The 26,784-nt window shown below is 70.6% G+C and carries 26 protein-coding genes; 20 read left to right on the top strand and 6 right to left on the bottom strand.

The annotated features are described in order from the left end of the window. Positions 1 to 19: 19 nt before the first annotated feature. Positions 20 to 1,708, bottom strand: coding sequence for a methyl-accepting chemotaxis protein (locus tag D2K64_RS12610; RefSeq protein WP_162306188.1), 1,689 nt, complete (start codon positions 1,706 to 1,708; stop codon positions 20 to 22). 248 nt (positions 1,709 to 1,956) lie between these two features. On the opposite strand from D2K64_RS12610, the gene D2K64_RS12605 reads away from it, so the two are divergent. Then, positions 1,957 to 3,153: an acyltransferase family protein gene (locus tag D2K64_RS12605; RefSeq protein ID WP_120008722.1), complete on the top strand. Its 1,197-nt coding sequence runs from the start codon at positions 1,957 to 1,959 to the stop codon at positions 3,151 to 3,153. A gap of 101 nt (positions 3,154 to 3,254) precedes the next feature. Here the strand turns inward: D2K64_RS12605 and ilvD are convergent, their stop codons facing one another. After that, positions 3,255 to 5,105 carry a dihydroxy-acid dehydratase gene (gene ilvD, locus D2K64_RS12600; RefSeq protein ID WP_120008721.1) on the bottom strand — a complete coding sequence of 617 codons (1,851 nt, stop codon included), beginning with the start codon at positions 5,103 to 5,105 and terminating at the stop codon, positions 3,255 to 3,257. Between the two features lie 351 nt (positions 5,106 to 5,456). Further along, complete coding sequence (locus D2K64_RS12595; protein WP_120008720.1) at positions 5,457 to 6,350, bottom strand: LysR family transcriptional regulator; 894 nt, start codon at positions 6,348 to 6,350, stop codon at positions 5,457 to 5,459. A 125-nt stretch (positions 6,351 to 6,475) separates the two neighbouring features. On the opposite strand from D2K64_RS12595, the gene D2K64_RS12590 reads away from it, so the two are divergent. From D2K64_RS12590 to D2K64_RS12535, 12 genes are all read left to right on the top strand, one after another. Then, positions 6,476 to 7,852, top strand: coding sequence for an ABC transporter substrate-binding protein (locus D2K64_RS12590; protein ID WP_120008719.1), 1,377 nt, complete (start codon positions 6,476 to 6,478; stop codon positions 7,850 to 7,852). A gap of 10 nt (positions 7,853 to 7,862) precedes the next feature. Continuing rightward, positions 7,863 to 8,798 (top strand): branched-chain amino acid ABC transporter permease, encoded by a 936-nt coding sequence (locus D2K64_RS12585; RefSeq protein WP_120008718.1) that lies wholly within the window; start codon positions 7,863 to 7,865, stop codon positions 8,796 to 8,798. Next, positions 8,795 to 9,736 (top strand): branched-chain amino acid ABC transporter permease, encoded by a 942-nt coding sequence (locus D2K64_RS12580; RefSeq protein ID WP_120008717.1) that lies wholly within the window; start codon positions 8,795 to 8,797, stop codon positions 9,734 to 9,736. Before D2K64_RS12585 ends, D2K64_RS12580 begins: the two co-directional genes overlap by 4 nt. Beyond that, positions 9,733 to 10,503, top strand: a complete 771-nt coding sequence (locus D2K64_RS12575; RefSeq protein ID WP_120008716.1) for an ABC transporter ATP-binding protein — start codon at positions 9,733 to 9,735, stop codon at positions 10,501 to 10,503. Before D2K64_RS12580 ends, D2K64_RS12575 begins: the two co-directional genes overlap by 4 nt. Next, positions 10,490 to 11,146: an ABC transporter ATP-binding protein gene (locus D2K64_RS12570; RefSeq protein WP_120008715.1), complete on the top strand. Its 657-nt coding sequence runs from the start codon at positions 10,490 to 10,492 to the stop codon at positions 11,144 to 11,146. Before D2K64_RS12575 ends, D2K64_RS12570 begins: the two co-directional genes overlap by 14 nt. Continuing rightward, a complete protein-coding gene (locus tag D2K64_RS12565; protein ID WP_120008714.1) occupies positions 11,143 to 12,060 on the top strand; it encodes an HpcH/HpaI aldolase/citrate lyase family protein in 918 nt (305 codons plus the stop codon). The genes D2K64_RS12570 and D2K64_RS12565 overlap by 4 nt, the downstream gene beginning before the upstream one ends. Before the next feature lie 58 nt (positions 12,061 to 12,118). Next, on the top strand, positions 12,119 to 13,273 hold the full coding sequence (locus D2K64_RS12560; RefSeq protein ID WP_120008713.1) for a CaiB/BaiF CoA transferase family protein: 1,155 nt from the start codon (positions 12,119 to 12,121) through the stop codon (positions 13,271 to 13,273). Continuing rightward, positions 13,270 to 14,646: an MmgE/PrpD family protein gene (locus tag D2K64_RS12555; RefSeq protein WP_120008712.1), complete on the top strand. Its 1,377-nt coding sequence runs from the start codon at positions 13,270 to 13,272 to the stop codon at positions 14,644 to 14,646. The genes D2K64_RS12560 and D2K64_RS12555 overlap by 4 nt, the downstream gene beginning before the upstream one ends. Before the next feature lie 14 nt (positions 14,647 to 14,660). Further along, positions 14,661 to 15,830: an acyl-CoA dehydrogenase family protein gene (locus D2K64_RS12550; protein ID WP_238384162.1), complete on the top strand. Its 1,170-nt coding sequence runs from the start codon at positions 14,661 to 14,663 to the stop codon at positions 15,828 to 15,830. Between the two features lie 3 nt (positions 15,831 to 15,833). Beyond that, positions 15,834 to 16,682 carry an FAS1-like dehydratase domain-containing protein gene (locus D2K64_RS12545; RefSeq protein WP_120008711.1) on the top strand — a complete coding sequence of 283 codons (849 nt, stop codon included), beginning with the start codon at positions 15,834 to 15,836 and terminating at the stop codon, positions 16,680 to 16,682. 43 nt (positions 16,683 to 16,725) lie between these two features. Beyond that, positions 16,726 to 17,718: a Bug family tripartite tricarboxylate transporter substrate binding protein gene (locus tag D2K64_RS12540; protein WP_157985830.1), complete on the top strand. Its 993-nt coding sequence runs from the start codon at positions 16,726 to 16,728 to the stop codon at positions 17,716 to 17,718. Between the two features lie 63 nt (positions 17,719 to 17,781). Next, a complete protein-coding gene (locus tag D2K64_RS12535; RefSeq protein WP_120008709.1) occupies positions 17,782 to 18,210 on the top strand; it encodes a VOC family protein in 429 nt (142 codons plus the stop codon). 7 nt (positions 18,211 to 18,217) lie between these two features. Here the strand turns inward: D2K64_RS12535 and D2K64_RS12530 are convergent, their stop codons facing one another. After that, entirely contained in the window at positions 18,218 to 20,329 is a 2,112-nt protein-coding gene (locus D2K64_RS12530) for a putative bifunctional diguanylate cyclase/phosphodiesterase (protein ID WP_120008708.1), read from the bottom strand. 186 nt (positions 20,330 to 20,515) lie between these two features. On the opposite strand from D2K64_RS12530, the gene D2K64_RS12525 reads away from it, so the two are divergent. Beyond that, positions 20,516 to 21,355, top strand: coding sequence for a hypothetical protein (locus D2K64_RS12525; RefSeq protein WP_120008707.1), 840 nt, complete (start codon positions 20,516 to 20,518; stop codon positions 21,353 to 21,355). A 145-nt stretch (positions 21,356 to 21,500) separates the two neighbouring features. After that, a complete protein-coding gene (locus D2K64_RS12520; protein WP_120008706.1) occupies positions 21,501 to 22,004 on the top strand; it encodes an MOSC domain-containing protein in 504 nt (167 codons plus the stop codon). 160 nt (positions 22,005 to 22,164) lie between these two features. Here the strand turns inward: D2K64_RS12520 and D2K64_RS24390 are convergent, their stop codons facing one another. Both D2K64_RS24390 and D2K64_RS12515 read right to left on the bottom strand, forming a co-directional pair. Beyond that, positions 22,165 to 22,326: a hypothetical protein gene (locus D2K64_RS24390; RefSeq protein WP_157985829.1), complete on the bottom strand. Its 162-nt coding sequence runs from the start codon at positions 22,324 to 22,326 to the stop codon at positions 22,165 to 22,167. 114 nt (positions 22,327 to 22,440) lie between these two features. Beyond that, positions 22,441 to 22,752: an ArsR/SmtB family transcription factor gene (locus tag D2K64_RS12515; protein WP_202910648.1), complete on the bottom strand. Its 312-nt coding sequence runs from the start codon at positions 22,750 to 22,752 to the stop codon at positions 22,441 to 22,443. A 105-nt stretch (positions 22,753 to 22,857) separates the two neighbouring features. On the opposite strand from D2K64_RS12515, the gene D2K64_RS12510 reads away from it, so the two are divergent. The 5 genes from D2K64_RS12510 to D2K64_RS12490 all read left to right on the top strand — a co-directional run bounded on the left by D2K64_RS12510 (position 22,858) and on the right by D2K64_RS12490 (position 26,768). After that, a complete protein-coding gene (locus D2K64_RS12510) occupies positions 22,858 to 23,742 on the top strand; it encodes an MBL fold metallo-hydrolase (protein ID WP_120008704.1) in 885 nt (294 codons plus the stop codon). Between the two features lie 300 nt (positions 23,743 to 24,042). Continuing rightward, positions 24,043 to 24,402 carry a (R)-mandelonitrile lyase gene (locus D2K64_RS12505; protein ID WP_120008703.1) on the top strand — a complete coding sequence of 120 codons (360 nt, stop codon included), beginning with the start codon at positions 24,043 to 24,045 and terminating at the stop codon, positions 24,400 to 24,402. A 341-nt stretch (positions 24,403 to 24,743) separates the two neighbouring features. Continuing rightward, complete coding sequence (locus D2K64_RS12500) at positions 24,744 to 25,565, top strand: carboxymuconolactone decarboxylase family protein (protein WP_120008702.1); 822 nt, start codon at positions 24,744 to 24,746, stop codon at positions 25,563 to 25,565. Between the two features lie 24 nt (positions 25,566 to 25,589). Further along, positions 25,590 to 26,108 carry a (R)-mandelonitrile lyase gene (locus D2K64_RS12495; protein ID WP_306418944.1) on the top strand — a complete coding sequence of 173 codons (519 nt, stop codon included), beginning with the start codon at positions 25,590 to 25,592 and terminating at the stop codon, positions 26,106 to 26,108. A 303-nt stretch (positions 26,109 to 26,411) separates the two neighbouring features. Next, positions 26,412 to 26,768: a cyclophilin-like fold protein gene (locus tag D2K64_RS12490; RefSeq protein WP_120008777.1), complete on the top strand. Its 357-nt coding sequence runs from the start codon at positions 26,412 to 26,414 to the stop codon at positions 26,766 to 26,768. Positions 26,769 to 26,784 lie beyond the last annotated feature (16 nt).

Raw genomic sequence — 26,784 nt, 5'->3', positions numbered from 1 at the left:
GTTGCGTGCCGATCCGGCGTCAGGCGGCCTTGACCTCGGACAGGAAGCCGGCGACCTCGCCGCGCAGCCGTTCCGACTGGCGGGACAATTCCCCGGCCGCCTGCAACACGTCGCCGGCCGCCTGGCCGGTGTCATCGGCCGCCTGGCTGACGGCACCGATGTTGCGCGTCACCGCCTGGGTGCCGCCGGCCGCCTGCTGCACGTTGCGGGCGATCTCCTGCGTTGCCGCGCCCTGCTCCTCCACCGCCGCCGCGATGGCTCCGGCGATCTGGTTGACCTCGTCGATGGTGGCCGCGATGCTGGTGATCGCCGCCACCGCTTCCCGCGTCACCTGCTGGATCTGGCCGATCTGGCTGCCGATCTCCTCCGTCGCACGGGCGGTCTGGTTGGCCAGCGCCTTCACCTCGGACGCCACCACCGCGAAGCCCTTGCCGGCCTCGCCCGCCCGTGCCGCCTCGATGGTGGCGTTCAGCGCCAGCAGGTTGGTCTGCCCGGCGATGTCGGAGATCATCTGCACTACGTCGCCGATGCGGCCCGCGGCGGCGGCCAGGGCCCGCACCGTCTGGTCGGTGCGCCGGGCATCCACCGCGGCGCGGCTGGCGACCTGCGAGGACTGCGCCACCTGCCGGCTGATCTCGGCGATCGAGACCGACAATTCCTCGGCCGCGGCCGCCACCGTCTGCACGTTGCCCGAGGCGGCTTCGGCCGCGTTGGCCACAGTCTGCGACTGGCGGCTGGCCAGCCCGGCGCTGCCCGACATGGATTGCGCCGTGGCATGCAGCTCCGTGGCCGCGGCGGACAACAGGCCGACCAGCTCCCCGGCCGAGGTTTCGAAGCGCTGCGTCAGCCCTTCCATCCGCTGGCTGCGCTGCTGCTGCTGGACGCGTTGCGCGGCCTGCTCGGCTTCCAGCGCCTCGGCCTGGCGCAGGCTGAGGCGCAGCGTTTCCCCGGCACGGGCCAGCCGGCCGACCTCGTCCGCCCGCTCCCCGCCCGGAATGGCGACGGCCAGGTCGCCCGCGGCCATCCGCGTCAGCCCGCCGGTCATCTGCTGCAGCGGCCGCAGCACGGAACGCCGCACGGTCAGCACCACGCCGGCGGCCGCCAGCCCGACCATGCTGCCTGCACCCAGCAGCAGCAGCAGCGACAGGCGCGTCCCCTCCGCCTCCAGCTCCTGCAGAAGCTGGGTGGAGCGGTCCCGCGCGGCGGTGGCGCTGCGGTCCAGGGCGGCGTTCAGCGCCTGGCGGACGGTGCGGTTCGCCTCGTTGTTGCCCTGCTGGTCGGCGGCGGCCGGTCCCTGCTCGAGGCCCAGGCGCACCGTTTCGCGGCGGAACCGGCTGAAGTTGGCGGCAGCCGCGACGACCTCGGCCATGACGGCGCGGTCCGCCGGCGGCACCAGCTCCTGCCAGCGCTGCAGATCGGCGTCCAGCCGCCGCAGCCCCTGCTCCAGCGGCGCAGCGAAGCGGCGCGCATCCTGGGCATCCCGGGCGTGGTAGATGCCGCGGCTTTCCATCACCACGGCGAAGATGTGGCCATTCACCCGCTCCGCCACCTGCGCTGCCAGGGCGGCGCGGCCGGCCTCCGTCGCCCGGCGCTGGATCTGGCCCAGGGCCCATCCCCCGGCCAGGGCACTGCCCAGGGCGGTGACGGCCAGCAGCACCATCAGTCCGTACAGCCGGGTCGCCAGGGATCGCCGAAACCAAGCCATCATGAGGGACGCTTCCTTTCCTCGGGGCGGCCGATGGCCCGCAGGCCAACCAGTCTCAGCCGCGAAGAATGCCGCGGACACCATGAGGAAAGGGTAAAAAGCCGGGACGCCTTGAGCGGAACCGTGGAACCCGGCATGACAAAACTTGAACAGGCCAGCCCGGAAATCGGGACGTTTGTTAAATTCCGATACAAAGATCCTGTTAGTCTTCCACCCAGCCGTCACGCCGCCGCTGAAGGAATTCTCTTGTCATGAGCGCACCGCCGCCTTCGCCCCGGTCGCCGGCTTCGCCCGGCGGCTCGCAGCGCTGGGACTATCTGGACCAGATGCGGGCGATCTTGATGCTGGTCGGCATCCCTTACCATGTGGGCTTGATCTATGCGTACCACGCTACCTGGATCATCGAGTCGCCCGACAAGTCGATGCCGCTGACTTGGTTCCTGCAATACAGCCACACCTTCCGCATGCCGGTGTTCTTTCTGCTGGCCGGCTTCTTCGGCATGCTGATGATCCGCCGCTCCGATGCCGCGACGTGGCTGAAGGGCCGCGTCTGGCGGCTAGGCCTCCCGCTGGTGACGGCGCTGGTGCTGGTCAGCCCGCCCATCGTGATGGCCAGCGCGGTGGCGAATGGCGGCTGGGGCCATGCCATTCCCGGCCTGCTGGCGGCGCTGCGTAGCCCGGACGCCAACTGGACCGTGCATCTGTGGTTTCTGATCTACCTGCTCGGCTATTGCGTCCTGCTGGCGGCGGCATGGGGGCTGCGCGGTCCCTTGCGGCTGGAGCGCGGACTGCAGGCCTTCCAGGACAGGGTGGAGCGTCACCCGGCCACGGGCTGGCTGGCCCTGCTCGGCACCGGTCTGGTGTGCGTCGGCTCGGCCGTGTTGGCCGCCCTGGCCGGTGCCAGCTACCTGCTGGGTGAGATCCTGATCCCGGCGATGTTTGTCGGACACGGGCTGGTGTTCCTGGCCGGCGCCCTGCTGGCCGTTCGCCTGTCCTGGCTGGAGGCTTTCACGCGGCCGCGCTGGGGAATCTGGGGTCTGGCGATCGTCAGCGCCGGGATCATGGCGGTGTTCCAGCCCGAGGACGACAATCTCAGCCGCCTCATCACCTATTTTCTGTGGCCGATCGTCGGGATCCTGTTCGCCCACCTGCTGCTGTCGGCCGCGCGGCAATGGCTGGATCATTCCACCGCGCTGTCCCGCGCCATGGTGGACGGCGCCATGACCATGTACCTGGTGCATGTGGTGTTCGCCTGCTGGCTGGCGGTGGGCTTCCTGTTCGTCGACTGGCCGGCCTGGGCGGAGTTCGGCATCATCACCGTGGCCGCCTTTCTGCTGTCCTGGGGCTCTCACCTGCTGGTGCGCCGCAGCCCGCTGCTGATGCTGCTGTTCAACGGGCGGGGCAGTGCCCCGGCGGGCCGCATCCGGCTCAGCACCGTGACCTCCTGAAACGCGAAACGGGGCCCTCGCGGGCCCCGTTCCATGCTGGCGCCCGACCGGCGCCGTGTTGCCGAATCCGGCCGGGCTGATCCCCGGCCGGGTTCCGTGTTTCAGCGGCGCCGCTGATCGACGTCCCGCACCGCGCCCCGCGCAGCGCTGGTGGTCAGCGCCGCATAGGCACGCAGCGCCGCCGACACCACGCGGTCGCGGTTTTCCGGGTGCCAGGCCTGTGCGCCCTTCGCATCCATCGCTTCCCGCCGCGCCGCCAGTTCCTCCGGCGGCACCGCCAGCACGATGGAACGGTTGGGGATGTCGATCTCGATCGGGTCGCCATCCTGCACCAGCCCGATCAGCCCGCCTTCCGCCGCTTCCGGCGACACATGGCCGATCGACAGGCCGGAGGAACCGCCGGAGAAGCGCCCATCCGTCACCAGGGCGCAGGCCTTCCCCAGGCCCTTCGACTTCAGATAGGAGGTCGGATACAGCATTTCCTGCATCCCCGGCCCGCCCTTGGGGCCTTCGTAGCGGATCACCACGATGTCGCCGGGGACGATGCGGCCGCCCAGGATGCCGTCCACCGCCGCGTCCTGGCTTTCGAAGATGCGCGCCGGACCGTGGAAGGTCAGGATCGAGGCGTCCACCCCGGCCGTCTTCACGATGCAGCCATCCTCGGCCAGGTTGCCGTACAGCACGGCCAGCCCGCCATCCTTGGAGAAGGCGTGCTCGGCATCGCGGATCACGCCCTTGGCGCGATCGAGATCCGGCTCCTCCCAGCGGGCGGACTGGCTGAACGCCTCGGTGGTGGGGATGCCGCCGGGCGCCGCGCAGAAGAAGTCGTGCACGCTGGCGCTCGCGGTGCGCTTCAGGTCCCAGCGCTCCAGCGCCTCGCCCATCGAGGTGGTGTGCGTGGTGGGCACGTCGCGGTTGATCAGCCCCGCGCGGTCCAGCTCGCCCAGGATGCTCATGATGCCGCCGGCGCGGTGCACATCCTCCACATGCACGTCGGCCACGGCGGGGGCCACCTTGCACAGCACGGGAACGCGGCGGGACAGCCGGTCGATGTCGCGCATGGTGAAGTCCACGCCGCCTTCCTGCGCCGCGGCCAGCAGGTGCAGCACGGTGTTGGTGGAGCCGCCCATGGCAATGTCCAGCGTCATCGCGTTCTCGAAGGCCGCGAGGGTCGCGATGTTGCGCGGCAGGGCGGTGGCGTCGTCCTGCTCGTAATAGCGGCGGGCAAGGTCGACGATCAGGCGCCCGGCCTCGACAAACAGGCCGCGGCGGTCGGAATGGGTCGCCAGCACGGTGCCGTTGCCCGGCAGCGCCAGACCCAACGCCTCGGTCAGGCAGTTCATCGAATTGGCGGTGAACATGCCCGAGCAGGAGCCGCAAGTCGGGCAGGCGGAGCGCTCGATCACCTCCACCTCAGCATCGGTCACGGAGCTGTCAGCGGCGGCCACCATGGCGTCGATCAGGTCGATCGCCCGCTTGGTGCCGCGATGCACCACCTTGCCGGCCTCCATCGGCCCGCCGGAAACAAACACCACCGGGATGTTGAGGCGCATCGCGGCCATCAGCATGCCGGGGGTGATCTTGTCGCAGTTGGAGATGCAGACCAGCGCGTCGGCGCAGTGGGCATTCACCATGTACTCGACGGAATCCGCGATCAGCTCGCGCGAGGGCAGGCTGTACAGCATGCCGCCATGCCCCATGGCGATGCCGTCATCCACCGCGATGGTGTTGAATTCCTTGGCAACGCCGCCCGCCGCCTCGATCTCCCGCGCGACCAACTGGCCAAGGTCCTTCAGGTGGACATGGCCGGGCACGAACTGGGTGAAGGAGTTGGCGACGGCGATGATCGGCTTGCCGAAATCGCTGTCCTTCATGCCGGTGGCGCGCCAGAGCCCGCGGGCGCCGGCCATGTTGCGGCCATGGGTTGTGGTGCGCGAGCGGTAGGCGGGCATGGCGATGTTCCTCCAGCGGGCAGGGAAGCCGGTGCCGGCCATGGCATTGCAGATCGCGGCCGGTTCACCCTCGTTTAGCGCCCCTGGGGGTCCGGAGCCAATCCTCACGACCGGGCAGGCGCCCTGCCCCAGCGGCATGGCGGCCACGCCGGCCAGGGAACTCCGCGCCGGCGGCGACGCCGCGCCGCCCTTCCCGGACCACACCGAAGGTCGGCCGGGCCTGCCACGCGGCCATCCGGCGCGTGCCGGCCCGCCTCGGCACCGGTCGTCATCGGCACCGGTCGTCATCGGCACCGGTCGTCATCGGCGGGGTGGACCGGGGGGGGGGCGCTGCTCCCGCGCTGGCGCCTCCTATTCCGGCGGCAACCGGCCGCGCACCAGCTCCCGGAAGGCCGCCGTCACGGCCGGCGCGGTGCCGTGCTGCAGCACCAGGCTCATCGCAGCGCGCGGTGCCCCGCCCTGGATCGGGCGATAGGTCACTCCCGGCGCGTGCAGATGGGCCATGGAAGCCGGCACGATGGAGATCCCGATCCCGGCCGCGACCAGCGTCACGGTGGACCCCATCTGCGGCGCTTCCTGCCCGATGCGGGGGCTGAAGCCCGCGGCCAGGCAGCCACCGACGATGGCGTCATACAGCGCGCTGCCGTTGCGCCGCGGGTAGAGGATAAAGGTTTCGGCGGCGAGCTCGGCCAGCGGCACGGCGTCCCGCGCTTCCAGCCAGTGACCGACCGGCAGCGCCAGCAGCATCGGCTCGCGGAACAGCGGCATCTCCTCCAGCCCCTCGGTTTCGCCGGCGGCGGGGCGGATAAAGGCGGCATCCAGGCGCAGGGCGCGAAACCGGGCCAGCAAGGCGCCGGTGTTCTCCTCCACCAGCTGCACGCCCACCTGCGGGAACTCGGCGCGGAAGTCGCGGATCACGCGGGTTACGAAGGGATTAAAGGAGGCGGAGGAGGTGAAGCCGATGCGGATCGAGCCCAGCTCGCCGCGCGCCGCGGCGCGGGCATTGTCGGCCGCCTGCTCCAGCTGCGCCAGAATCACGCGGGCATCGCGCAGCAGGCGCTGCCCGGCCTCGGTCAAGGCCACACCGCGGGGCAGGCGGTGGAACAGCGCCACGCCGATCTGCCGTTCCAGCTGCTGCATCTGCTGGCTCAGGGGCGGCTGCGCCAAGCCAAGACGCGCGGCGGCGCGGGTCACGCTGGCTTCCTCCGCCACGGCGACGAAATAGCGGAGGTGACGCAGTTCCATATCCAGAACCTATGGCAAAGGCTGCTTCAATATATTGGACAGCGGAGGCGGTCGAGGGCAGAGTTCGGCAGGCCCGCAGCCTCGACGCCGCGGGCAGCCAAGAACGCCCATGGGGAGAAACGGGGATGGTCGCCGAGATCGTGCCGCCGCGCGCATCGTCGCAGCCGGACAATGCCAGCCAGCTTCATTCAGTGACGCGCCGCGCCGCCCTGCTGGGGGCCGCCGGCATCGGCAGCCTGGCGCTGGCCGGCCGCGCCGCGCAGGCGCAGCCTGCGAAACCGGCCGAGATCAAGGTCGGCATCGCCACCTACCTGTCCGGCCCCGCCAGCGTCTTCGGCGTGCCGGGCCGCCAGGCGGCGGAGATGCTGTTCGACGAGCTGAACGAGGCTGGCGGCATCGGCGGCGTGAAGCTGCGGCCGATCTTCGTGGATGAAGGCCCCGGCGTCGACCATTTCGTGGGCGAATATCGCCGGCTGGTGCAGAGCGAGAACGTCAACCTGATCTTTGCCGGCATCTCCTCCGCCGATTGCCTCGCCTGCGCGCCGCTGTCGGACGAGATGAAGCGTCCCACCCTGCTGTGGGATTGCGGCACCCAGCGCGTGTTCGAGGACGGCAAGTACGAATATGCCTTCCGCCCCCAGGCGAATGCGACGCCGGAGGTGCTGTCGGCGCTGCTCTACCTGCTGCGCGCCAAGCCGGATTTCCGCTCCATCGCGGTGGTGAACCAGGATTACGCCTGGGGTCGCGACTCGTGGGATATCTTCCGTACCGGGCTGCAAACGCTGAAGCCCGGCGTGCGCGTCGCGGCGGAACTGTTTCCGCGCTTCGGCGCCACCGATTTCTCCACCGAGATCACCCGCCTGCTGGCGCTGCGCCCGGATGTGGTGCTGTCCACCACCTGGGGCGGCGACCTCGACGCCTTTATCCGCCAGTCCAACGACCGCAGGCTGTTCGAGCGCAGCACCTTCGTGCTGCCGCTGGCGGAATCCTCGCTGGAGCGCGTCGGCAAGTCGCTGCCGGCCGGCCACATCATCGGCGCGCGCGGCGACCATTGGTTCCTGCACCCGAACCCGGCCGACCCGGCGCTGCTCGCCCGCTTCACCGAGAACTACCGCAAGCGCTTCAACGCCTACCCGATCTATTCCACGCACCACATGGCGCAGGCGGTGTTCGCCATGAAGGCGGCCTACGAGAAGGCGCTGGCCGCCAAGGGCGGCGGCTGGCCCACCGATGCCGAGCTGGCGGCGGCGTTCCGCGGCCTGGAATTCCCCTCGCTCACCGGCCGCATCCGCATCCGCGAGGATGGCCAGGGGCTGGAGGACCAGCTGATCGGCACCACCGTCAACACCGACAAATACCCCTTCCCGGTGATGACCGACATGGTGGTGTTCCCGGCGGACACCGTCACCGCGCCGGTCGGGCAGAAGAGCCTCGATTGGCTGAAGACGCTGAAGCCCGAGATGGTGCAGGCGATGCCGCAACCCGTCGCCTTCAAGCCCTGAGGCCGGCGCGATGGCGGATTGGCTTTCGCAGAACGGCCTGCTGCTCGGCCTCGCCGCGCTGGACGGGCTGTCCTCGGCGGCGGCGATCTTCATGGTGGCGGTGGGGCTGAACCTGGTGTTCGGCGTGCTGCGCATCCTGAACATCGCGCATGGCAGCCTGTACGCCATCGGCGGCTACGCGGCGGCGTCGCTCGGCCTGTTCCTGACGGCGCGCGGCCTGCCGGCCTGGATGTCGCTGCCGGCGCTGGTGGTGGCCGCGGCCCTGGTCGGCGTGCTGCTCGGCCCGTTGATCGAGCGGCTGCTGCTGCGCCGCGTCGAGGGCCAGGAGCCGGTGCTGCAGCTTCTCGTCACGTTCGCGCTGTTCATGGTGCTGGAGGATCTGCAGAAGCTGGTTTGGGGCGTGCAGCCGGTGGTGTCGGACACGCCGGTGCGGCTGCTCGGCAATGTCGAGGTGCCGTTCGGCGCCGACACCATTCCCTTCACCGCCTATCAGCTCTTCGTGCTGCCCGGCATCGCCTTGCTGACGCTGGTGGGCCTGGCGTGGTTCCTGCGCCGGACGCTTGCCGGCCGCATGATCGTCGCGGTGACCGAGGACCGGGAAGCGGCGCGCGCCATGGGCATCGACGCCGCGAAGGTGACGCTGCTGTGCTTCACCGCCGGCGCCGCCCTGGCGGCGCTGGGCGGGGCGCTGGCCTCGCCCACCGCATCCCTGGTGCCGGGCGTCGGCGCGCAAACCATTGTGCTGAGCTTCGCCGTGGTGGCGACCGCCGGGCTCGGCCGGGTCGAGGGAGCGGCGGTGACCGCGCTGCTGATCGGCCTCGGCCGCGCCTTTGCCGTGTATTTCGAGCCCGAGCTGGAGGTGGTGGTGCCCTACATCATCATGGTGCTGGTGCTGCTGGTGCGACCGCAGGGCCTGTTCGGCACGCCGGAGACCCGCCGCATATGAGCCGCACCACTGAGATCCTGCTGGCGCTGGCCGCCGCCGCGCTGGTGCTGCTGCTGGCCTGGGCGGTGCCCTGGCTGCGCTTCGTGTTGACCATTGCCCTGGCCAAGGGCCTGGCGGTGCTCGGCATCCTGCTGCTGCTGCGCGCGGGGCAGGTCAGCTTCGGCCACGCGCTGTTTCTGGCCTTCGCGGCCTATGCCGTGGCATTCGGCGCCTCAACCATTCCGGAGGCGCTGATATTGCTGCCGCTGGCGGCGATCGGCGCGGCGCTGCTCGGGCTGGTGATCGGCCTGTTCGTGGTGCGCTACCGCGAGATCTTCTTCGGCATGCTGAACCTGGCCTTGTCGATGGTGTTCTATTCGCTGCTGGAGAAATTCTACGCCATCACCCACGGCACCGACGGCATCCGCCTGCCGCCCATCACCTTCGCGGGCCAGACCCTGGGCAGCGAGGCGCAGGGCTGGGCCATGCTGGTGCTGGCCCTGGTGCTGGCCCTGGGCTTCGGGGCGCTGGTGCGCACCTATCTCGCCTCCCCCATGGGGCAGGCGCTGGCCGGCATCAAGACGCGCGAGGCGCGGCTGGAATTCATGGGTGCGTCCGGGCGCAGCGTGCTGCTGGCCGCTTATGTGCTGTCGGCGCTGATGGCCGGGGCGGGCGGGGCGGTGCTGGCGATGACCTCGCGCCACGTCACGCCGGCGCTGGCCTACTGGACCGCCTCGGGCGAGCTGGTGTTCATCGCCATCCTGGGCGGCGCCGGCAGCGTGTTCGGCCCGTTCCTCGGCGCCGTCGCCTATGAGCTGACGCGGGTCTATGCCGCGGCGCTGGTGGCGGATGCGTGGCAGATGATCCTCGGCATGGTGCTGCTGCTGGTGATCCTGTTCGCCCCCGGCGGGTTGTGGGGCATGGGACGCGCCCTGCTGGCGCGGCGGAGGGCGGCATGAGCGTGCTGCTTTCCGCGCGCGGCCTACGCATTGCCTTCGGCGGGCTGAAGGCCGCCGACGGCATCGACCTCGACGTGATGGAGGGCGAGTTCCTGGCCATCATCGGGCCGAACGGCGCCGGCAAGACCACCTTCATCAACATGACCACCGGCTACCTGCGCCCGCAGGCCGGCAGCATCACCTATGACGGCCGGCCGATCCTGGGGATGAAGCCGCGCCGCATCGTCCGCGCTGGCATCGCCCGCTCCTTCCAGCTGCCGCAGCTCTTCACCGAGCACACGGTGCTGGAGAACGCCGCCCTGGCCATCGCCGCGCGCGAGGGGTTGTGGTCGCCGCTGGCGCCGCTGCTGCGGCGCCGCTTCCGCGCCGAGGCCGAGGAATTGCTGGACCGCTTCGGCCTGCTGCCGCTGGCCGGCCGCCGCGCCGATGCGCTGAACGAGGGCGCGCGCAAGCTGGCCGACATCGCCATGGCGGTGGCGCTGCGCCCGCGCCTGCTGCTGATGGACGAGCCCACCAGCGGCGTCGCGTCGGCGGAAAAGATGGCGGTGGTGGAAACCCTGGCGCGCGTGCTGCGGCAATCCAGGGTGACGGCGGTGTTCGTGGAGCATGACATGGACGTGGTGGCACGCTTCGCCGACCGCGTCGCGGTGTGGGGCCAGGGCAAAATCATGGCGCTCGGCCCGCCGGAGCAGATCCTGAACGATCCCGCCGTGCTGCGCGACGTGATCGGCATCGCACCGAGGGAGGGCAGCCATGCTGCGGCTTGACGGCGTGTCGGTGGAGATCGCGGGGGCGCCGGTGCTGCGCGGCGTGTCACTCGCGGTGCCGCCGGGCGGATGCGTCGCGTTGATCGGCCGCAACGGCGCCGGCAAGACCACCACGCTGCGCACGCTGATGGGGCTGCTGGCGCCGACCGCGGGCGAGGTGGCGCTGGATGGCCGCCCCTGCACCACCGTGCCGGCGCATCACCGTGCCCGCCTCGGCGTCGGCTACGCGCCAGAGGAGCGCAAGCTGTTCGGTGCCTTCACCGTGCGCGAGAACATGCTGCTGCCGGCCCAGGTGCTGGGCCTGCCCGCCGCCGAGGTCGCGCGCCGGCTGGACGCGGTGTACACGCTGCTGCCGGAGCTGCGCGACTTCGCGCCACGCCGCGCCGCCGGGCTGTCGGGCGGCCAGGGCAAGATGGTGGCGCTCGGCCGCGCCTTGATGGTGGGCACCCGCGCGGTGCTGCTGGACGAGCCGTTCCAGGGCCTCGCCCCGGCGCTCGCGCAGCGCTATGCGGAAGCGCTGGGCCGGCTGCGCAGCGCCCTGCCCGACGTCGCCATCCTGATCACCGAGAGCAGTCCGGAATTGCTCCGCTCCCTGGTGAACAAGACCTTTGTGATCGAGCGCGGGGAGATCGCCGCCGCATGAGTTCCTGGCCCCGCTGGCGTTCGCTGCTGTTCGTGCCCGCCCATGCCGAGCGCTTCCTCGCCCGCGCGCATGAGCGCGGTGCGGATGGCATCATCCTCGACCTGGAGGATGCCGTGCCGCCGCCGGAGAAGCCGGCCGCGCGCGATGCGCTGGGCGGCACCATTGCCCGCGTCGGCCGCGGCGGCGCGGCGGTGCTGGTGCGGGTCAATGCCGGCCTGCGCGATCTGGCGCGTGACCTGGAGGCAGCGGTGCAATCCGGCGTCGCCGCGCTGGTGCTGCCCAAGGTGGAATCGGCCGGCTGGTTGCGTGCCGTCGCCGACGCGGTGGAGGAGCTGGAAGCCGAGCGCGGCCTGCCCGCCGGCGCGATTCGGCTGGTGGCGCAGATCGAGAGCCCGGCGGCGCTGCCGCGCCTTTCCGCCATTGCTGCGGCGCATCCGCGCCTGCTGGCGATGACGATCGGGCCGGAGGATTTCAGCGCCGCGCTGGGCGCGGTGCCGGGGCCCGAAGCGCTGCTCGGGCCGAACCTCGCCGTGCTCTGCGCCGCCCGAGCCGCCGGGCTTCTGCCGCTCGGCTTCGTCGGCAGCATCGGCGAGTTCACCGACCTGGACGCGTTCCGCGCCACCGTGGCGCAGGCGCGGCGCCTCGGCTTCCGCGGCGCCATGGCGGTGCATCCGGCACAGGTCGCGGTGCTGAACGAGGGCTTCGCGCCCACGGAGGCGGAGCTGGACTGGGCCCGCCGCGTGGTGGAGGGCGATGCCGCCGCCCGCGCCGCGCGGCAGGGCGCCTTTCGCCTCGACGGCAAGATGGTGGACGCGCCGGTGGTGCGCCGCGCCGAGGAGATCCTCGCGCTGGCCGGTCCGTCCCGGCAGCAGGACGATCCCGCGGGATCGAGCACAGGAAGCGAACCCACATGATCCAGATGCACCACGGCTCCCGCCACCCCGCCATGCGGGGTGCGACGGGGTCCGGCGCATGAGCGCGGCGCAGCCGGTCAGGCCGCTGGAGGGGCTGACGGTGGTGGCGCTGGAACAGGCCGTGGCCGCGCCCTTCTGTTCCTCCCGCCTCGCCGATGCCGGCGCCCGCGTCATCAAGATCGAGCGGCCGGAAGGCGATTTCGCGCGCGGCTACGACGCCGCCGTGCACGGGCTGTCGAGCTACTTCGTGTGGCTGAACCGCGGCAAGCAGAGCCTCGTCGCCGACATCAAGGACGAGCAGGACGCGGCCTTGCTGCACCGGATCTTGCGAAGCGCCGACGTGTTCATCCAGAACCTCGCCCCTGGCGCGGCGGAACGCGCCGGCTTCGGCTCCGACACGCTGCGCCTCCGCTACCCGCGGCTGATCACCGTGGACGTGTCCGGCTACGGCGCCAACAATGATTACGCCGCGATGAAGGCCTATGACCTGCTGGTGCAGGCCGAGAGCGGGCTGGCCTCGATCACCGGCCATCCGGCCGGGCCGGGACGCGTCGGCGTGTCGGTGTGCGACGTGGCCTGCGGCATGGCGGCGCATGCGGCGGTGCTGGAGGCGCTGATCGCGCGCGGCATCACCGGACAGGGCCGCAAGCTGGAGGTCAGCCTGTTCGACGGCATGGCCGACTGGATGAACGTGCCGCTGCTCTACTACGAGGGCACCGGCCGCGTGCCGCAGCGCGTCGGCCTCGCGCATCCCTCGATCTGTCCCTATGGCGCCTTTCCGCTGGCCGATGGCAGCTTGGTGTTGCTGTCGATCCAGAACGAGCGTGAATGGGCGCAGTTCTGCGCGGTGGTGCTGGGGGAGGCGGACCTCGCCACCCGCCCCGGCTACGAGAGCAACAATGCGCGCGTGGCCAACCGCCCCGAGGTGGATGCGCGTGTCGCCCGCAGCCTGTCCGCCATGAGCCGCGCGGAAGCGGCGGAACGCCTGACGCAGGCGCGAACCGCCTTCGGCTTCGTCAACGAATTGCCGGACCTGCCCGGCCACCCGGCGCTGCGCCGCGTACCGGTCGAGACGCCGGGCGGTCCGGCCTCAATCGTCGCGCCGCCGGCGCTGGCGGATGGCGCCGCGCCGGTGCTCGGCCGCGTGCCGGCGGTGGGCGAGCACAGCGAGGCGATCCGCACCGAGTTTTCATCCACGGGAGACGCCGCATGACCAGCGTGCCGGTCACTGAACACCTCTCAGGCTTCGCCGCCGGCGTGGCACTCGCCGATCTGCCGCCGGAGGTGGTGGCGCGGACGCGGCTGCTGGTGCTCGACCTCGCCGGCAACGCGGTGCGGGCGCGGCACGATGCGGAAAGCACCCCGGCGCTGCTGGCCGCCGTGCGCGCGCTGGGCCTGGATCGGGGCGACAGCCGCGTGTTCGGTGACGGCGCAACCTACGCACCGGCCGGCGCGGCGCTGATCAACGCCACCCTCGGCCATTCGCTCGACTTCGACGACACCCATGCCGAGGCGGTGGTGCATCCCGGCGCCCCGGTGATCCCCGCCGCCCTGGCCGCCGCCGAGATGACCGGGGCCTCGGGCGCCGAAGTGATCGCCGGCATCGTCGCCGGCTACGAGGTGGCGTTGCGCCTGGCGCTGGCTCTGCCGGCCGGGGCGCATTACGACCGCGGCTACCACCCTTCGGCCACCTGCGGCGCCTTCGGGGCGGCCGCCGCCGCCGGGCGGGTGTTCGGATTGGACGCAGCGGACATCGCCTCGGCCTTCGGCATCGCGCTGAGCCAGAGCGCCGGCAGCCTGCAGTTCCTGGCCAACGGCGCCTGGACCAAGCGGTTCCAGGTCGGCTGGGCGGGCATGGCCGGGCTGGTCGCCGCCACCCTGGCGCGGGAAGGCTTCAAGGGCGCCGCGGCGCCGCTGGAAGGCCGGCACGGCTTTCTCAACGCCTACTCCCCCGCCCCCGTGCCGGAGCGCGCGGTGCGCGACCTGGGACAGGTGTTCGAGCTGATGGCCACCGGCGTGAAGCCATACCCGTCCTGCCGCTGGGGTCATGCCGGCATTGACGCGGCGCTGGCGCTGCGCGAGGAGCTGGGGCTGCGGCCGGAGGAGATCGAGGGCGCGACCCTGGGCATCTCCCGCGCCGGGCTGCTGCTGGTGGGCGAGCCGGCCGCGCGCAAGGCCGACCCGCAGAACATTGTCGACGGCCAGTTCAGCGGCCCCTTCGTGATCGCCGCCGCGCTGGCCACCGGGCGGATGGACTGGGACAGCTACAAGGCGCTGCACGACCCGCTGATCCGCGGGCTGATGCCCCACATCGCCTGCGAGAACGACCCGGAGATCGAGGCCGAGTTCCCCGCCAACATGTCCGGCAAGCTGACGCTGCGCGCGCGCGGTGAGGTGTTCACCCGCACGGTGATCGTGCCCAAGGGCGAGCCGGCCAATTTTCCCAGCGAGGCGGAGCTGCGCGGCAAGTTCAGCGGGCTGGCCGATGCCGTGCTCGGCGCCGAGCGCGCCACCGCCCTGGCCGAGGAGGTGCTGCGCCTCGACCGCCTGAACGATGGCGCCGCCCTGCTGCGCCACGCCGCCTGAACAGGAGCCAAGCCATGGATGCGATGAGCCATCGCGACGACCCTCATGCCGACCTGCGCGAGGAAGTGGCCAAGCTCTGCGCCCGCTTTCCGGGTGAATACTGGCGCAGGATGGACGAGGTGCGCGGCTACCCGACGGAGTTCGTCAACGCGCTGACGGAGGCCGGCTACCTCGCCGCGCTGATCCCGGAGGAATATGGCGGCGCCGGGCTGGGCTTGTCCGCCGCCGCCGCCATCCTGGAGGAGGTGCAGCGCCAGGGCTGCAACGGCGCCGCCTGCCACGCCCAGATGTACATCATGGGCACCATCCTGCGGCATGGCAGCGAGGCGCAGAAATCCGAATACCTGCCGAAAATCGCCTCGGGCGAGCTGCGGCTGCAGGCCTTCGGCGTGACCGAGCCCACCAGCGGCACCGACACCACCGCCCTGCGCACCACGGCGCGGCGGGAAGGCGACAAGTACATCGTCAACGGCCAGAAGATCTGGACCAGCCGCGCCGAGCATTCCGACCTGATGCTGCTGCTGGCGCGCACCACGCCGCGCGACCAAGTGGCGAAGAAGACCGAGGGGCTGTCCACCTTCATCGTCGACATGCGGACCGTGCTGGACAAGGGCCTGTCGATCCGCCCGATCCGCACCATGATGAATCATAATTCCTGCGAAGTGTTCTTCGACAACATGGAGGTGCCGGCGGAGAACCTGGTCGGCGAGGAAGGCCGCGGCTTCCGCTACATCCTCGACGGCATGAATGCCGAGCGGCTGCTGATCGCCGCCGAATGCATCGGCGATGCCAAATGGTTCATCGAGAAGGCCGTGAACTACGCCAAGGAACGCGTGCTGTTCAACCGCCCGATCGGCCAGAACCAGGGCGTGCAGTTCCCGATCGCCCGCGCCTATGCGCAGATGCGCGCCGCCGAGGCCATCGTGCAGAAGGGGCTGGAGAAGTTCGAGCGCGGCGAGCGCCCGGGCGAGGAAGCCAACATGGGCAAGATGCTGGCCGCCGAGGCCAGTTGGGCTGCGGGTGAGGCCTGCATCCAGACCCATGGCGGCTTCGGCTTCGCCGAGGAATACGACATCGAGCGCAAGTTCCGCGAAACGCGGCTCTACCAGGTGGCGCCGATCTCGACCAACCTGATCCTGTCCTATCTCGGCGAGCACGTGCTCGGCATGCCGCGGAGCTATTGAGCCATGGATGCGGATTACACCGCCTGGATCGGGCGGCAGGAACAGCAGCACGACATCGTCGCCCCCGGCCCGCTGGACCGGCTGGCGGCGACGCTGGACCGCGACGACCCGCCCTGCGCCCCCGGCGACGCGGCGCCGCCGCTGGCGCACTGGATCCTGTTCCTGCCGCAGGCGCGCCATTCCACCTTGGGCGCGGACGGGCATCCGGCGCGCGGCGGCTTCCTGCCCCCCGTTCACCACCTGCCGCGCCGCATGTGGGCCGGCGGGCGGCTGCGCTTCCACGCGCCGCTGCGCGTCGGCGCCGCGCTGACCCGCACCTCCACCATCGCCGAGGTGACGCGGCGCGAGGGGGCCTCCGGCGAGCTGGTCTTCGTGACGGTGCGGCACGAGCTGCGCGAGGATGGGCAGGACGCGGTGCTGCTCGGCGAGGAACACGACATTGTCTACCGCTCGGCCGACACGCCGGCGGTGAAGGCGGCGCCGGCCGCGCCACCCCCGGGGACATGGCAGCGCACGCTGTCGCCGGACGCGGTGATGCTGTTCCGCTATTCCGCGCTAACCTTCAACGGCCACCGCATCCATTACGACCGCGACTACGTGACGCGCGAGGAAGGCTATCCCGGCCTGATCGTGCACGGGCCGCTGACCGCGACGCTGCTGCTCGACCTGGTGCGGCGGCAGATGCCGCAGACCGTGGTCACCGCCTTCTCGTTCCGCGCCCTGTCGCCGCTGTTCGACGGGCAGCCGGTGACGCTGCACGGCACCGCGCCGGATGCGGAGGGCCGCATCGCGCTGTGGGCCACCAATCCGGAAGGTGGGCTGGCCATGAAGGCGGAAGCCCGGATCGGCTGATCCGCCGCCACGCCAGCGCAGAACAGCACCAGGGAGGAACATGATGAAGCGCAGAACATGGATCGCTGCCACGGCCGGGGCGCTGGCCCTGCCTGTCCTGGCGCTTCCCTCCCGGGCGCGCGCCCAGGGCTGGAAGCCGGAACGGCCGGTCACCATGCTGGTGCCCTTCGCCGCCGGCGGCCCTACCGACGTCATGGCGCGGCTGCTGGCGCAGAAGCTGGCCGCCATCCTGGGCCAGCCGGTGCCGGTGGAGAATGTCGGCGGCGCCGGCGGCATCCTCGGCACGCAGCGCGCGGCACGGGCTGAGCCGGATGGCTACACCATCGGTCTCGGCCACATGGGCACGCATTCGGCCAACCCGTCCTTCTACAAAGCGCTGCCCTACGACCCTGTGGCGAGCTTCACGCCGCTCAGCCTGTTCGCGGTGAACCCAATGGTACTGGCGGCGAAGCCCCGCTTCGTGCGCGACCTGCCGGAGCTGCGCGACTGGATCGGCCAGAACAAGGGGCGCCTGACCGTGGCCACGGCGGGCACCGGCTCGGTTTCGTTTCTCGGCGCGCTGCTGTTCGATCGCGCCACGCAGGCCGGCGCCACGCTGGTGCCCTATCGCGGCGCGGGGCCGGCACTGCAGGACACCATGAACGGTGTCACCGACGTGATCGTCGATCAGGCCGTCACGGTGATCCCGCAGGCGCAGGGCGGCACGCTGGTGCCGCTGGCGGTGACGGTGCCGCAGCGCCTGCCGCAGCTGCCCGCCGTGCCGACCGCGGCCGAGGCCGGACTGCCCGCGCTCGACATCGCCGTGTGGAACGCCGCCTACGCCCCCGCCGGCATTCCCGAGCCGCGCGCCCGGGTGCTGACCGCGGCCATCAGCCAGGCGCTCGACGATCCGGCCCTGGCGGCCCGCTTCGCCGAGATGGCGATCCAGGTGACGCCGCCGGATCAGCGCGGCCCGGAGCCGCTGCGCGCCCTGATCGCGCGCGAGATCCCGCGCTGGGCCAGACTGACGCAGGAAGCGGGGGTGAAGCCCGAATAGCCGCGCTTGCACGCCGTTGCGGCGGCGTGCTTGGCCTGGAGCTGCAGCACGGGGGACCACAGCATGAGCCAGAGCCTGCCACCGCCGATCGGCGGCGTGCTGGAAACCGGCCTCTATGTCGCCGATCTCGGCCGGGCCCGCCGCTTCTACGAGGATGTGCTGGGCTTGCGGCCGATGTTCTCGGATGCGCGGCTGGCCGCCTATCCGATGGCGCCTGGCAGCGTGCTGCTGCTGTTCCAGCGCGGCACCACAGAGGCGCCGGCCGATCTTCCCGGCGGCACCATCCCGCCGCATGACGGCCAGGGCCGGCTGCACTACGCCCTGGCGATCGCGGCCGATCATCTGAACGCCTGGACCGCGCATCTGGCCGCGCGCGGGGTGGCGCTGGAAGGCACGGTGGACTGGCCGAAAGGCAGCCGCAGCCTGTATTTCCGCGACCCGGACGGACATCTGGTGGAGCTGGCCTCCCCGGGCCTATGGCGAAACTACTGAGCCGCCGTCACGAGGCGCAGGCGAACTGGCTGAGTCGGGCCAGCATCGCCGGAATTTCAACCGCCGGGCGCGGGTGGCTGAACAGGTAGCCCTGCGCCTCAATGCAGCCTTTTTGCGCCAGGGCGCGGAACTGTTCCTCGGTTTCCACCCCTTCCGCCGTGGTGCGCATGTCAAGGCCCTGGCACATGCCGGCCACGGCGCGGATGATGGCGCCGCTCTGCTGCGTCTGGCCCAGGTCCCGCGTGAAGCAGCGGTCGATCTTCACCTTGTCGAACGGAAAACGCTGCAGGTAGCTGAGCGAGGAATAGCCGGTGCCGAAATCATCCATGGCGATGCGCACGCCCAGCGCCTTCAGCCGGTGCAGCGTGGACAACGTCGCCTCCGTGTCCCGCAGCATCACGGTTTCGGTGATTTCCAGTTCCAGCCGGCGGGGGTCCAGCCCGGACTCCCGGAGGGCCCGCTCCACCGTGTCCACGAGGCCGCGGCTGGAGAACTGCACCGGGGACAGGTTCACCGCGATGGTGGTGTCGCCGGCCCAGCGCGCCGCCTGCGCGCAGGCTTCCTCCAGCACCCATTCGCCCAGCGGCAGGATCAAGCCGATCTCCTCGGTCAGCGGAATGAAGCTGTCAGGCGGCACCAGCCCGCGCTCGGGGTGGTTCCAGCGCAGCAGCGCCTCCAGCCCGGTGACGCGGCGAGACCGCACCTCGACGATGGGCTGGAAGAACAGCTCGAACTCGCGCGCCACCAGGGCGCGGCGCAGATCCATCTCCAGCCGCCGCCGCGCCTGCATCTTCGCATCCATCTCCGGCTCGAAGAAGCAGAGGCGCCCGCGCCCGTCGGCCTTGGCGCGGTACAGCGCCATATCGCCGTTCTTCAGCAGCGTGTCGGCTTCCAACCCGTCTTCCGGAGCCAGAGAGATGCCGAGGCTGGTGCCCACCACCACCTGATGGCCCTGCAGTTCGAAAGGCTGCGTCAGCACCTCGATCAGGCGCCGTGCCAGCCGGGTCGCTTCGCCGGGCTGCGACACCTGGGATTGGATGATGGCGAATTCGTCGCCGCCGAGCCGGGCCACCGTGTCCACGTCGCGCAGCTCCGCGCGCAGCCGCGTCGCCACCGCGTGCAGCAACGCATCGCCCAGGGAATGGCCCAGCGTGTCGTTCACCTCCTTGAAGCGGTCCAGATCCAGGCACAGCACCGCGAAGCCCTCGCCGCGCCGGGCGCGGGCCACCTGCTGCTCCAGCCGGGCACGGAACAGGGTGCGGTTGGGCAGGCCGGTCAGCGCATCGTGGTGGGCGATGTGGGCGATGCGCGCTTCCGCCTCGCGCTGCTCGGTCACGTCGATGATGGCGCCCGTAGCATGGGTGACGTGGTCCCGGCCGTCATAGCCGAAGCGCAGCCTCGCCTCGAGATGGCGGAGCTGCCCGTCCGGGCGATGGATGCGGTAGTCCAGGGTCACCCCTTCGGCGCGGGCGCCGATCGCGGCTTGGCTCTGCTCCCGCAGCCGGTGGCGGTCCTCGACCAGCACGGCGGCGAACCAGTCGGCCGCCGACACCGGCTCCTCCCCCTGCGGCAGGCCATACAGCGCCCGCGTCCCGGCACAGCATTGCACCTGGTCGGTGGTGAAATCATGCCGAAAGCTGCCGATGCGGCCGACATCCATCGTCAGCCGCAGCAGGCTCTCGCTGGCATGCAGCCGTTCTAGCGTGCGGTGCGCGGCGGTGACGTCCTGCACGATGGCGACGCAGCGCCGCGGCCGCCCATCCGCCCAGCGCACCAGCACCGCAACGCTGAGCCGCGCCCACACCACCGTGCCGTCCGGATGCAGGTAGCGTTTCTCCGCCTCGCGGAAGCGGCCGCTGCTCGCGCCCTCGCGCCACAGGGCACGATCCGCCGCGCGGTCCGCCGGATGCACCACATGCGACGGCCCGCGACCGTCGAGCAGCTCGGCGGCGCTGCGGCCGGTCATGGCGCAGAAGCGGCTGTTCACGCGCAGAAAGCGGCCGGTGCCGAGATCCACCTCGGCGAAGCCGGCGGTGTCGCTGTTGAGCAGGGAATCGAAGGCCGCGCCTTCCGCTGGCGCGTCGTCAGGTCGGGAACGGGAGCAAGGTGTTGCGGACATGACGCGCCTTCCGAAGGAACGCCAGTTCACCGCGGCCAGGTTACCGACTGGTTGCGGAACATCGGCAGGCGGTGCCTCACCGCGCAAACAGCCGCCGCAGCGGCGGAGCCGGCGCGGCCCCGCACATATTGACAGGCTTCAGCCTGCATGGCCTCAATCCGCCGGACCACAGGAGAAAGCCGCACCATGGCCGATTCGCTTCGCGCCTTCGGCGTGCTGTGCTGCGTGGCCGGCGGCCTCCTGCTCGCAGCGGAGCCGGCCGCAGCGGAAACCCAGCCCGACGACACGGCTTCGGCGCCCTCGGAGGATGAGCGCGTCCAGGTGGACCAGGGCTTCCCGGTCAGCCTGGAAGGCGCCGGCGTGGCGGAGCGTGGCGAGGCCGAACTGCGGCTGGGCGCCGGGTACAGCCGGCTGCGCGCGTCGCGCGAGGACGGGGATGACGCCGCCAGCGGTCGGGATCTGACCACCCCTGGTCTGGAAGCGGAGATCGGGCTCGGCCACGGCCTGTCCGCCAGCCTCGGATTGTTCTACGCCTTCGGCAATGCCGAGCCGGCGAAAACGGGCGAGGCCGAGTTCAGCCTGAAATGGAACGTTCTGCGGCAACAGGGGCTGCGGCCGGCGCTGACGGTGCTCGGCGGCATTTCCGCACCCTTCGGGCCAGGCCATGAGCCGTCGGAAACGGCGCTGGGCCTGCTGGTCGCGCAGCCGCTCGCCCGTGGCGCAGATACACCGGTGCTGCACGGCAACATCCTGTGGTTCCATGCCCTGGACCAGGGTGAGAACGAGCGTTCAAACCGCTACGCGGCATCCGTCGCCCTCGCGGTGCCGGTGGCGCGCAAGACCGGCGTCTTTGTCGGCTATGCGCGGGAACAGGATTCCGAGCCCGGCAAGGCCAGCCAGCTGATCGAACTCGGCGTTCGCCAGAAGCTGGGAGGCGGCTTCATCCTGGCCGGCGGCGCCGGCATCGGCGTCGGCGACAGCGACACTGATTTCCGTTGCCTGTTTGGCTTGCAAAAAACCTTCTGAGGACACCATCTGGCGGTAAAGGCGAACCGGGGCGAACACGCAATGTTCCGCAGCCGGGTGCGTCGTGCCGTGTGGCAAGGCGCAGTGTCCGGGTGGCCGAGGCCGGCGGCAGCCGCCAGCGTGAGATGCCGGAACGGGACCCGCCTTGATCCATCCTCTTTCCCCCTTGTCACGCTTGCTGTCGGCCCCTGCGCGGCCGGGCCGGGTCTGCTGGATCGGCGTTCGCCCGGCCCGGCGGCAACCGATGCTCAGCCAGGGGGCGATCATGCTCGACCCCGAGGCGGGGCTGCCGAGCGATCATTACCACAGCCGGACCCAGCGGGCACGGCAGGTGACGCTGGTCGGCACCGAGAACCTCGCGGCCATCGCCAGCTTCCTGGGCCGGGATGCCGTCGGGCCGGAGCAGCTGCGGCGGAACATCCTGGTGTCCGGGGTCAACCTGCTGGCGCTGAAGAACCGGCGCATTCGTGTCGGCGCCGCCGTGCTGGAGGTCACCGGGGAATGCCAGCCCTGCTCCCGGATGGAGGAGATCCTCGGCCCGGGCGGTTACAACGCCGTGCGCGGGCATGGCGGCGTGACGGCCCGGATCCTGGTGGGCGGCACCGTGCAATCCGGTGATCCGGTGCAGCGCATCGATGACGGCGACTGAACACGGCCGCCAGGCCGGCGGCCTGGGGAAGCGGACGGCTGCACGCCGGGGTCAGGCCCCTGATCTGCGCTTGGCGGGGCCAGATCCGCCTCGCGCCAGCCTCGCGCTCCCTGTTTGGATCCGGCTGGAACCGGTGTTCACCACCACGGGTGGCGGTCCGTCACGACGCACCGGAAAACCACAACAACCCCACCACGAACACACCCAGGGCAGCAGCGCCGCACCACAGCAGCAACACCACCAGGCCGATGATCGTCCAGCGGAGCCCTGACACCTGTTCCTCCTCGCGGCGGCCCAGGTCGCGATAATGCTGCACCAACATCGGCAAGCTCCTTGCGGCACTGGGAAGTAAACGCCTGGTTGGGTCGATGGGCTTCGTCACCCTGTCGCGCAATTGAAGCGCAAGCGGGGCAAGGCCCGGGGAAGGCCGGCGGTCTCAGCCGCCCGGGGTGCAGAAGATCTCCGCCAGGGTGTCCAGCAGCCGCGCGGCGCGGGGGTCCTGGAGGCGGTAGTGCAGCGTCTGGCTTGCCCGCTGGAAGGTGACGATTCCATCATCGCGCAGCTTGGCCAGGTGTTGGGACAGGGCGGACTGGCTGAGGCCAACAGCCTGGGCCATGGCGGTGACATCCATCTCCTCCTTCGTGGCCAGGAGGCACAGGATCAGCAGCCGCTTCTCGTTCGCCAGCAGGCGCAGCATCCGCGCCGCCTCGCCGGCCTTCTGTTCCAGGCGCCCGGGATCGGCCAACATCGCCGCCTCCATTGCCGCATCCGCGATGACGTTGACGCTAATTTAGAGTTTACTTATGTTCCGGTTCAAGACGAAAGCCCCTGTTCAACCCCAAGGGAGTTCGCGATGACCACGCCCGGCCCCGTGATCCGTGCCTTCTTCGATGAGCCGACCCACACGGTCAGCTACCTCGTGTCCGATCCCGTCAGCCGCCGCGCCGCCGTGATCGACCCGGTGCTGGATTACGATGCCGGCTCGGGCGAGGTGGATACGCGCTCGGTCGAGGCCATCCTCGCCGCCGCGGCGGCGGACCGGCTGAGCGTGGAATGGGTGCTCGAAACCCATGCCCATGCCGATCACCTGTCGGGCGCGCCCTTCATCAAGCAACGCACCGGCGCCCGCATCGGCATCGGCGAGCACATCCGCGACGTGCAGCGGATCTTCCGGCCGATGTTCGATGCCGCCGACGTCAAGCCGGAGGGCGGTGATTTCGACCACCTGTTCCATGACGGAGAGCATTTCGCGATTGGCGGACTCGGCGTCGAGGTGCTGCATGTTCCGGGTCACACGCCGGCCGACGTGGCCTACCGCATCGGCAACGCCGTGTTTGTCGGCGACAGCCTGTTCATGCCGGATTACGGCACGGCACGGGCGGATTTCCCTGGCGGCGATGCGCGGCACCTGTTCCGCTCGATCCGCCGCCTGCTCGCGCTGCCGCCGGACACCCGGTTGTTCATGTGCCACGACTACAAGGCCCCCGGGCGCGACCACTATGCCTGGGAAAGCACGGTGGCCGAGCAGCGGGCCGCCAACAAGCATGTGCGAGACGGCGTCACGGAAGATGAATTCGTGGCGCTGCGCCAGGCGCGCGACAGCACCTTGTCGGCCCCGGCCCTGCTGCTGCCTTCCATCCAGGTGAACATCCGCGCCGGCCGGTTTCCCCCGGCCGAGGCCAACGGCGTCAGCTACCTGCGCATTCCGGTGAAGCCGAAGGGCAGCGCCCTGGCCTGACATCGGCATCCCCGTGCTCGCCAAGATCCCGGCCGCGATGGCAAGGCTTTTCATGGTGGTGCCCCGGCATGCCGGCATCGGAACGGGCCGGGCTCGGCGCCCACGCGCGCAATGCCGCGCCACCGTCGGAGGAGCGGCGGGTTCGTGGAACCCTGTCAGGGAATTGAGAAGCTCCCCTTATAGGCCCATGCCGGTTTGAGACCCTAATCCCCGGAGTCCTGATCCCTTACCTCCTTGACCGGATGGCCATGGACCCCTCGCGGAAGGGTCCGGCCAGTCCCGGGCACGAGGAGAGAGATGATGGAGATCACACGTGCAGGAGCTCAGCCCTCCGCCCAGGGACCGGAGGAATGGTTCACGGGCCGCATTCGCATCGACCCGCTGTTCAACCCGCCCGATCCGGCCCGGGTCGCCGGCGCCCTGGTGACCTTCGAGCCCGGCGCCCGCACCGCCTGGCATACCCATCCCCTCGGACAAACCCTGATCGTCACCATGGGTCGCGGCCTGGTGCAGCGCGAGGGTGGCCCGGTCGAGGAGATCCGGCCCGGTGACGTGGTCTGGTTTCCACCGGGCGAGAAGCACTGGCACGGCGCCGCGGTGGCCACCGCCATGAGCCACATCGCCATTCAGGAAGCCTTGAACGGCTTCCCCGTGACGTGAATGGAGCCCGAGACCGACGAGCAGTACGGGCGTCGATGACGGATCTCCTGCTTCGTGGTGGCCGGCGGCAGCTTCATCGCGGGCGCACGGGTCCGGCCTAGGAAGAGGCCTGCCACGTCGAACCGCCGGCCATGGCGGGTGCTTCGGGCCGGCCGGCATCCCGGCGCAACGAACGGACGAACCGATCAAGGCAGCCTGCCGTGGTGGATATCCTCGGCCCGCGGGGGCGTGCCCGACAGGAAGCCCGGGGTGGTTGTCGGCGGCGGTTCACCCAACCCCTGCCGTTGCCGCGCACCGTGCCTTCACCGGCCGGTTCTGCTTTCTTGGAAAGGAACAAATGGATGAGGCTCCTCGCGACAGCGCTGATGGTCTGCTCCCTGGGTGGTGCATCCCTTGGGCACGCCCAGGGAGCAGGCGCTCCGCAGAACACCGGTCCCAGCCTGCCTGCTCCCAGCTCTCCCGCTCCCAGCCTCCCCACCCAGGGCCATGTGCGGGCAGTGTCGCCTGCCCTGGAACGCTATGAGCAGAACACCATTTTCGGCGATCTGTGGCGCCGCCCCGACCTGTCCTCGCGGGATCGCGGCATCGTCACGCTGTCCGCGCTGATCGCGCGCAACCAGACGAATGAGCTGCCGCGCTACCTCGGCCTCGCGCTCGACAGCGGCGTCGAACCCGGCGAGATCTCCGGGCTCATCACCCATCTCGCCTTTTATTCCGGCTGGGCCAACGCCATGGCGGCCAGCTCGGCGGCGCGGGAGGTTTTCGCGGCACGCGGCATCGGCGCCGAGCAATTGCCCGCGGCTCGGCCCGATTTGCTGCCGCTGAATGCGGCAGCGGAAGCGCGGCGCGCGGCCCAGGTGGCGCAAACCGTTCGCCCGATCGCGCCGGGCCTCGACCAGTTCACGACCGACACGCTGTTCCACGACCTTTGGCTGCGGCCCGACCTGGCCGCGCGGGACCGCAGCCTCGTCACGGTCAGCGCCCTGATCGCGACGGGCCAGGTTGCCCAGATCCCGTTCCACCTCAACAGGGCGATGGATAACGGCCTGACGCGGGCCCAGGCGTCGGAGGCTGTGGCGCACCTCGCCTTCTACGCCGGCTGGCCCAATGCCTTCTCGGCCGTTCCCGTCGTCAAGAATGTGTTTGACACCCGCCCGAATTGAGCCACTCACCCCGAGGAACCCTGCATGAACCGGTTTTCCATTCTCGGCCTGGCGATGTTTCTGCTCGCACCGGCGGGCGCTCACGCCACCGCCCTCGCGCAGGCGGCCGCGCCGGCCTCTCCCGGAGCGTCACCAAGCCAGGAGGGATTGCGGATCGCGCGCGCCGGTTCGCAGCCCTCGGCGAAAGGACCCGCCGAATATTTCACCGGCTCCGTTCGCATCGACCCGCTGTTTCCGGCAACGGCGCCGTCGCGCATGTCCGGCGGCAGCGTCACCTTCGAGCCTGGCGCCCGCTCCGTCTGGCATACCCATCCGGTGGGGCAGGTCCTCGCGGTCACGGCGGGCCTGGGCTGGATCCAGCGTGACGGCGGTCCTGTCGAGGAGATGCGCCCCGGCGACGTCATCTGGATCGCACCCGGCGTGAAGCACTGGCATGGCGCCGCCGCAACAACCGGGGTGACGCACATCGCCTTGCAGGAACAGGCCGACGGCCGGGCCGTGAACTGGATGGAGGCGGTCACGGACGAGCAATACCACCGGTGACCCCGCCTCCGGAGATACCCCGCCGCCGGGGGAAACAGGCGCCGCAAGCCGGCGCGGTCCCGCGGCGAGACAGCACGATGCAGCCCGCCACCCCGCCGCTGACAGGAAGCCGGCCGCAGGAACGCCGGCATCGGCCGGAGCGGCCAGACACCGAAACCCCGATGCGGAGCAGCTTCCGCGAGAACCGTGGCGATGCGAACCCGACGCCTGTGGCTCCTGGCGGCCCTGTTCCTCCCGATGACCGCCGTGATCGGAACAACTGGCGCCTTGGCGCAAGCCGCATCCGGCCCTCAGGCGACAACCATGAAGATCCGCATCGACATCAACGGAACCAGGATCAACGGCACGCTGGAGAACAATCCGACGGCGCGGGACTTCGCCTCGCTGCTGCCGCTGACGGTCACGCTGGACGATCACGCGCGAACGGAGAAAACCGCTTCCCTGCCGAGACCACTCTCCACGGCCGGTGCGCCACCGGGCGCCGACCCGTCGGTCGGGGATATCGCCTACTACGCGCCCTGGGGCAACCTCGCCCTCTATTACCGGGACTTCGGCTACTCGAGCGGGCTGATCAAGCTCGGTAAGATCGACGCCAGCACGGTCACAGCGCTGAGCCGATCGAACTCCGGGCAGGCGACGATCTCCCTGGTCGGGGACTGAGAAGCCACGGCCAGGG

The organism is Teichococcus vastitatis, assembly GCF_003604215.1.
Lineage (GTDB): Bacteria > Pseudomonadota > Alphaproteobacteria > Acetobacterales > Acetobacteraceae > Pseudoroseomonas > Pseudoroseomonas vastitatis.
Note: the sequence above shows the minus strand (reverse complement) of the source record. Positions and strands in the feature narration are given on the sequence as shown.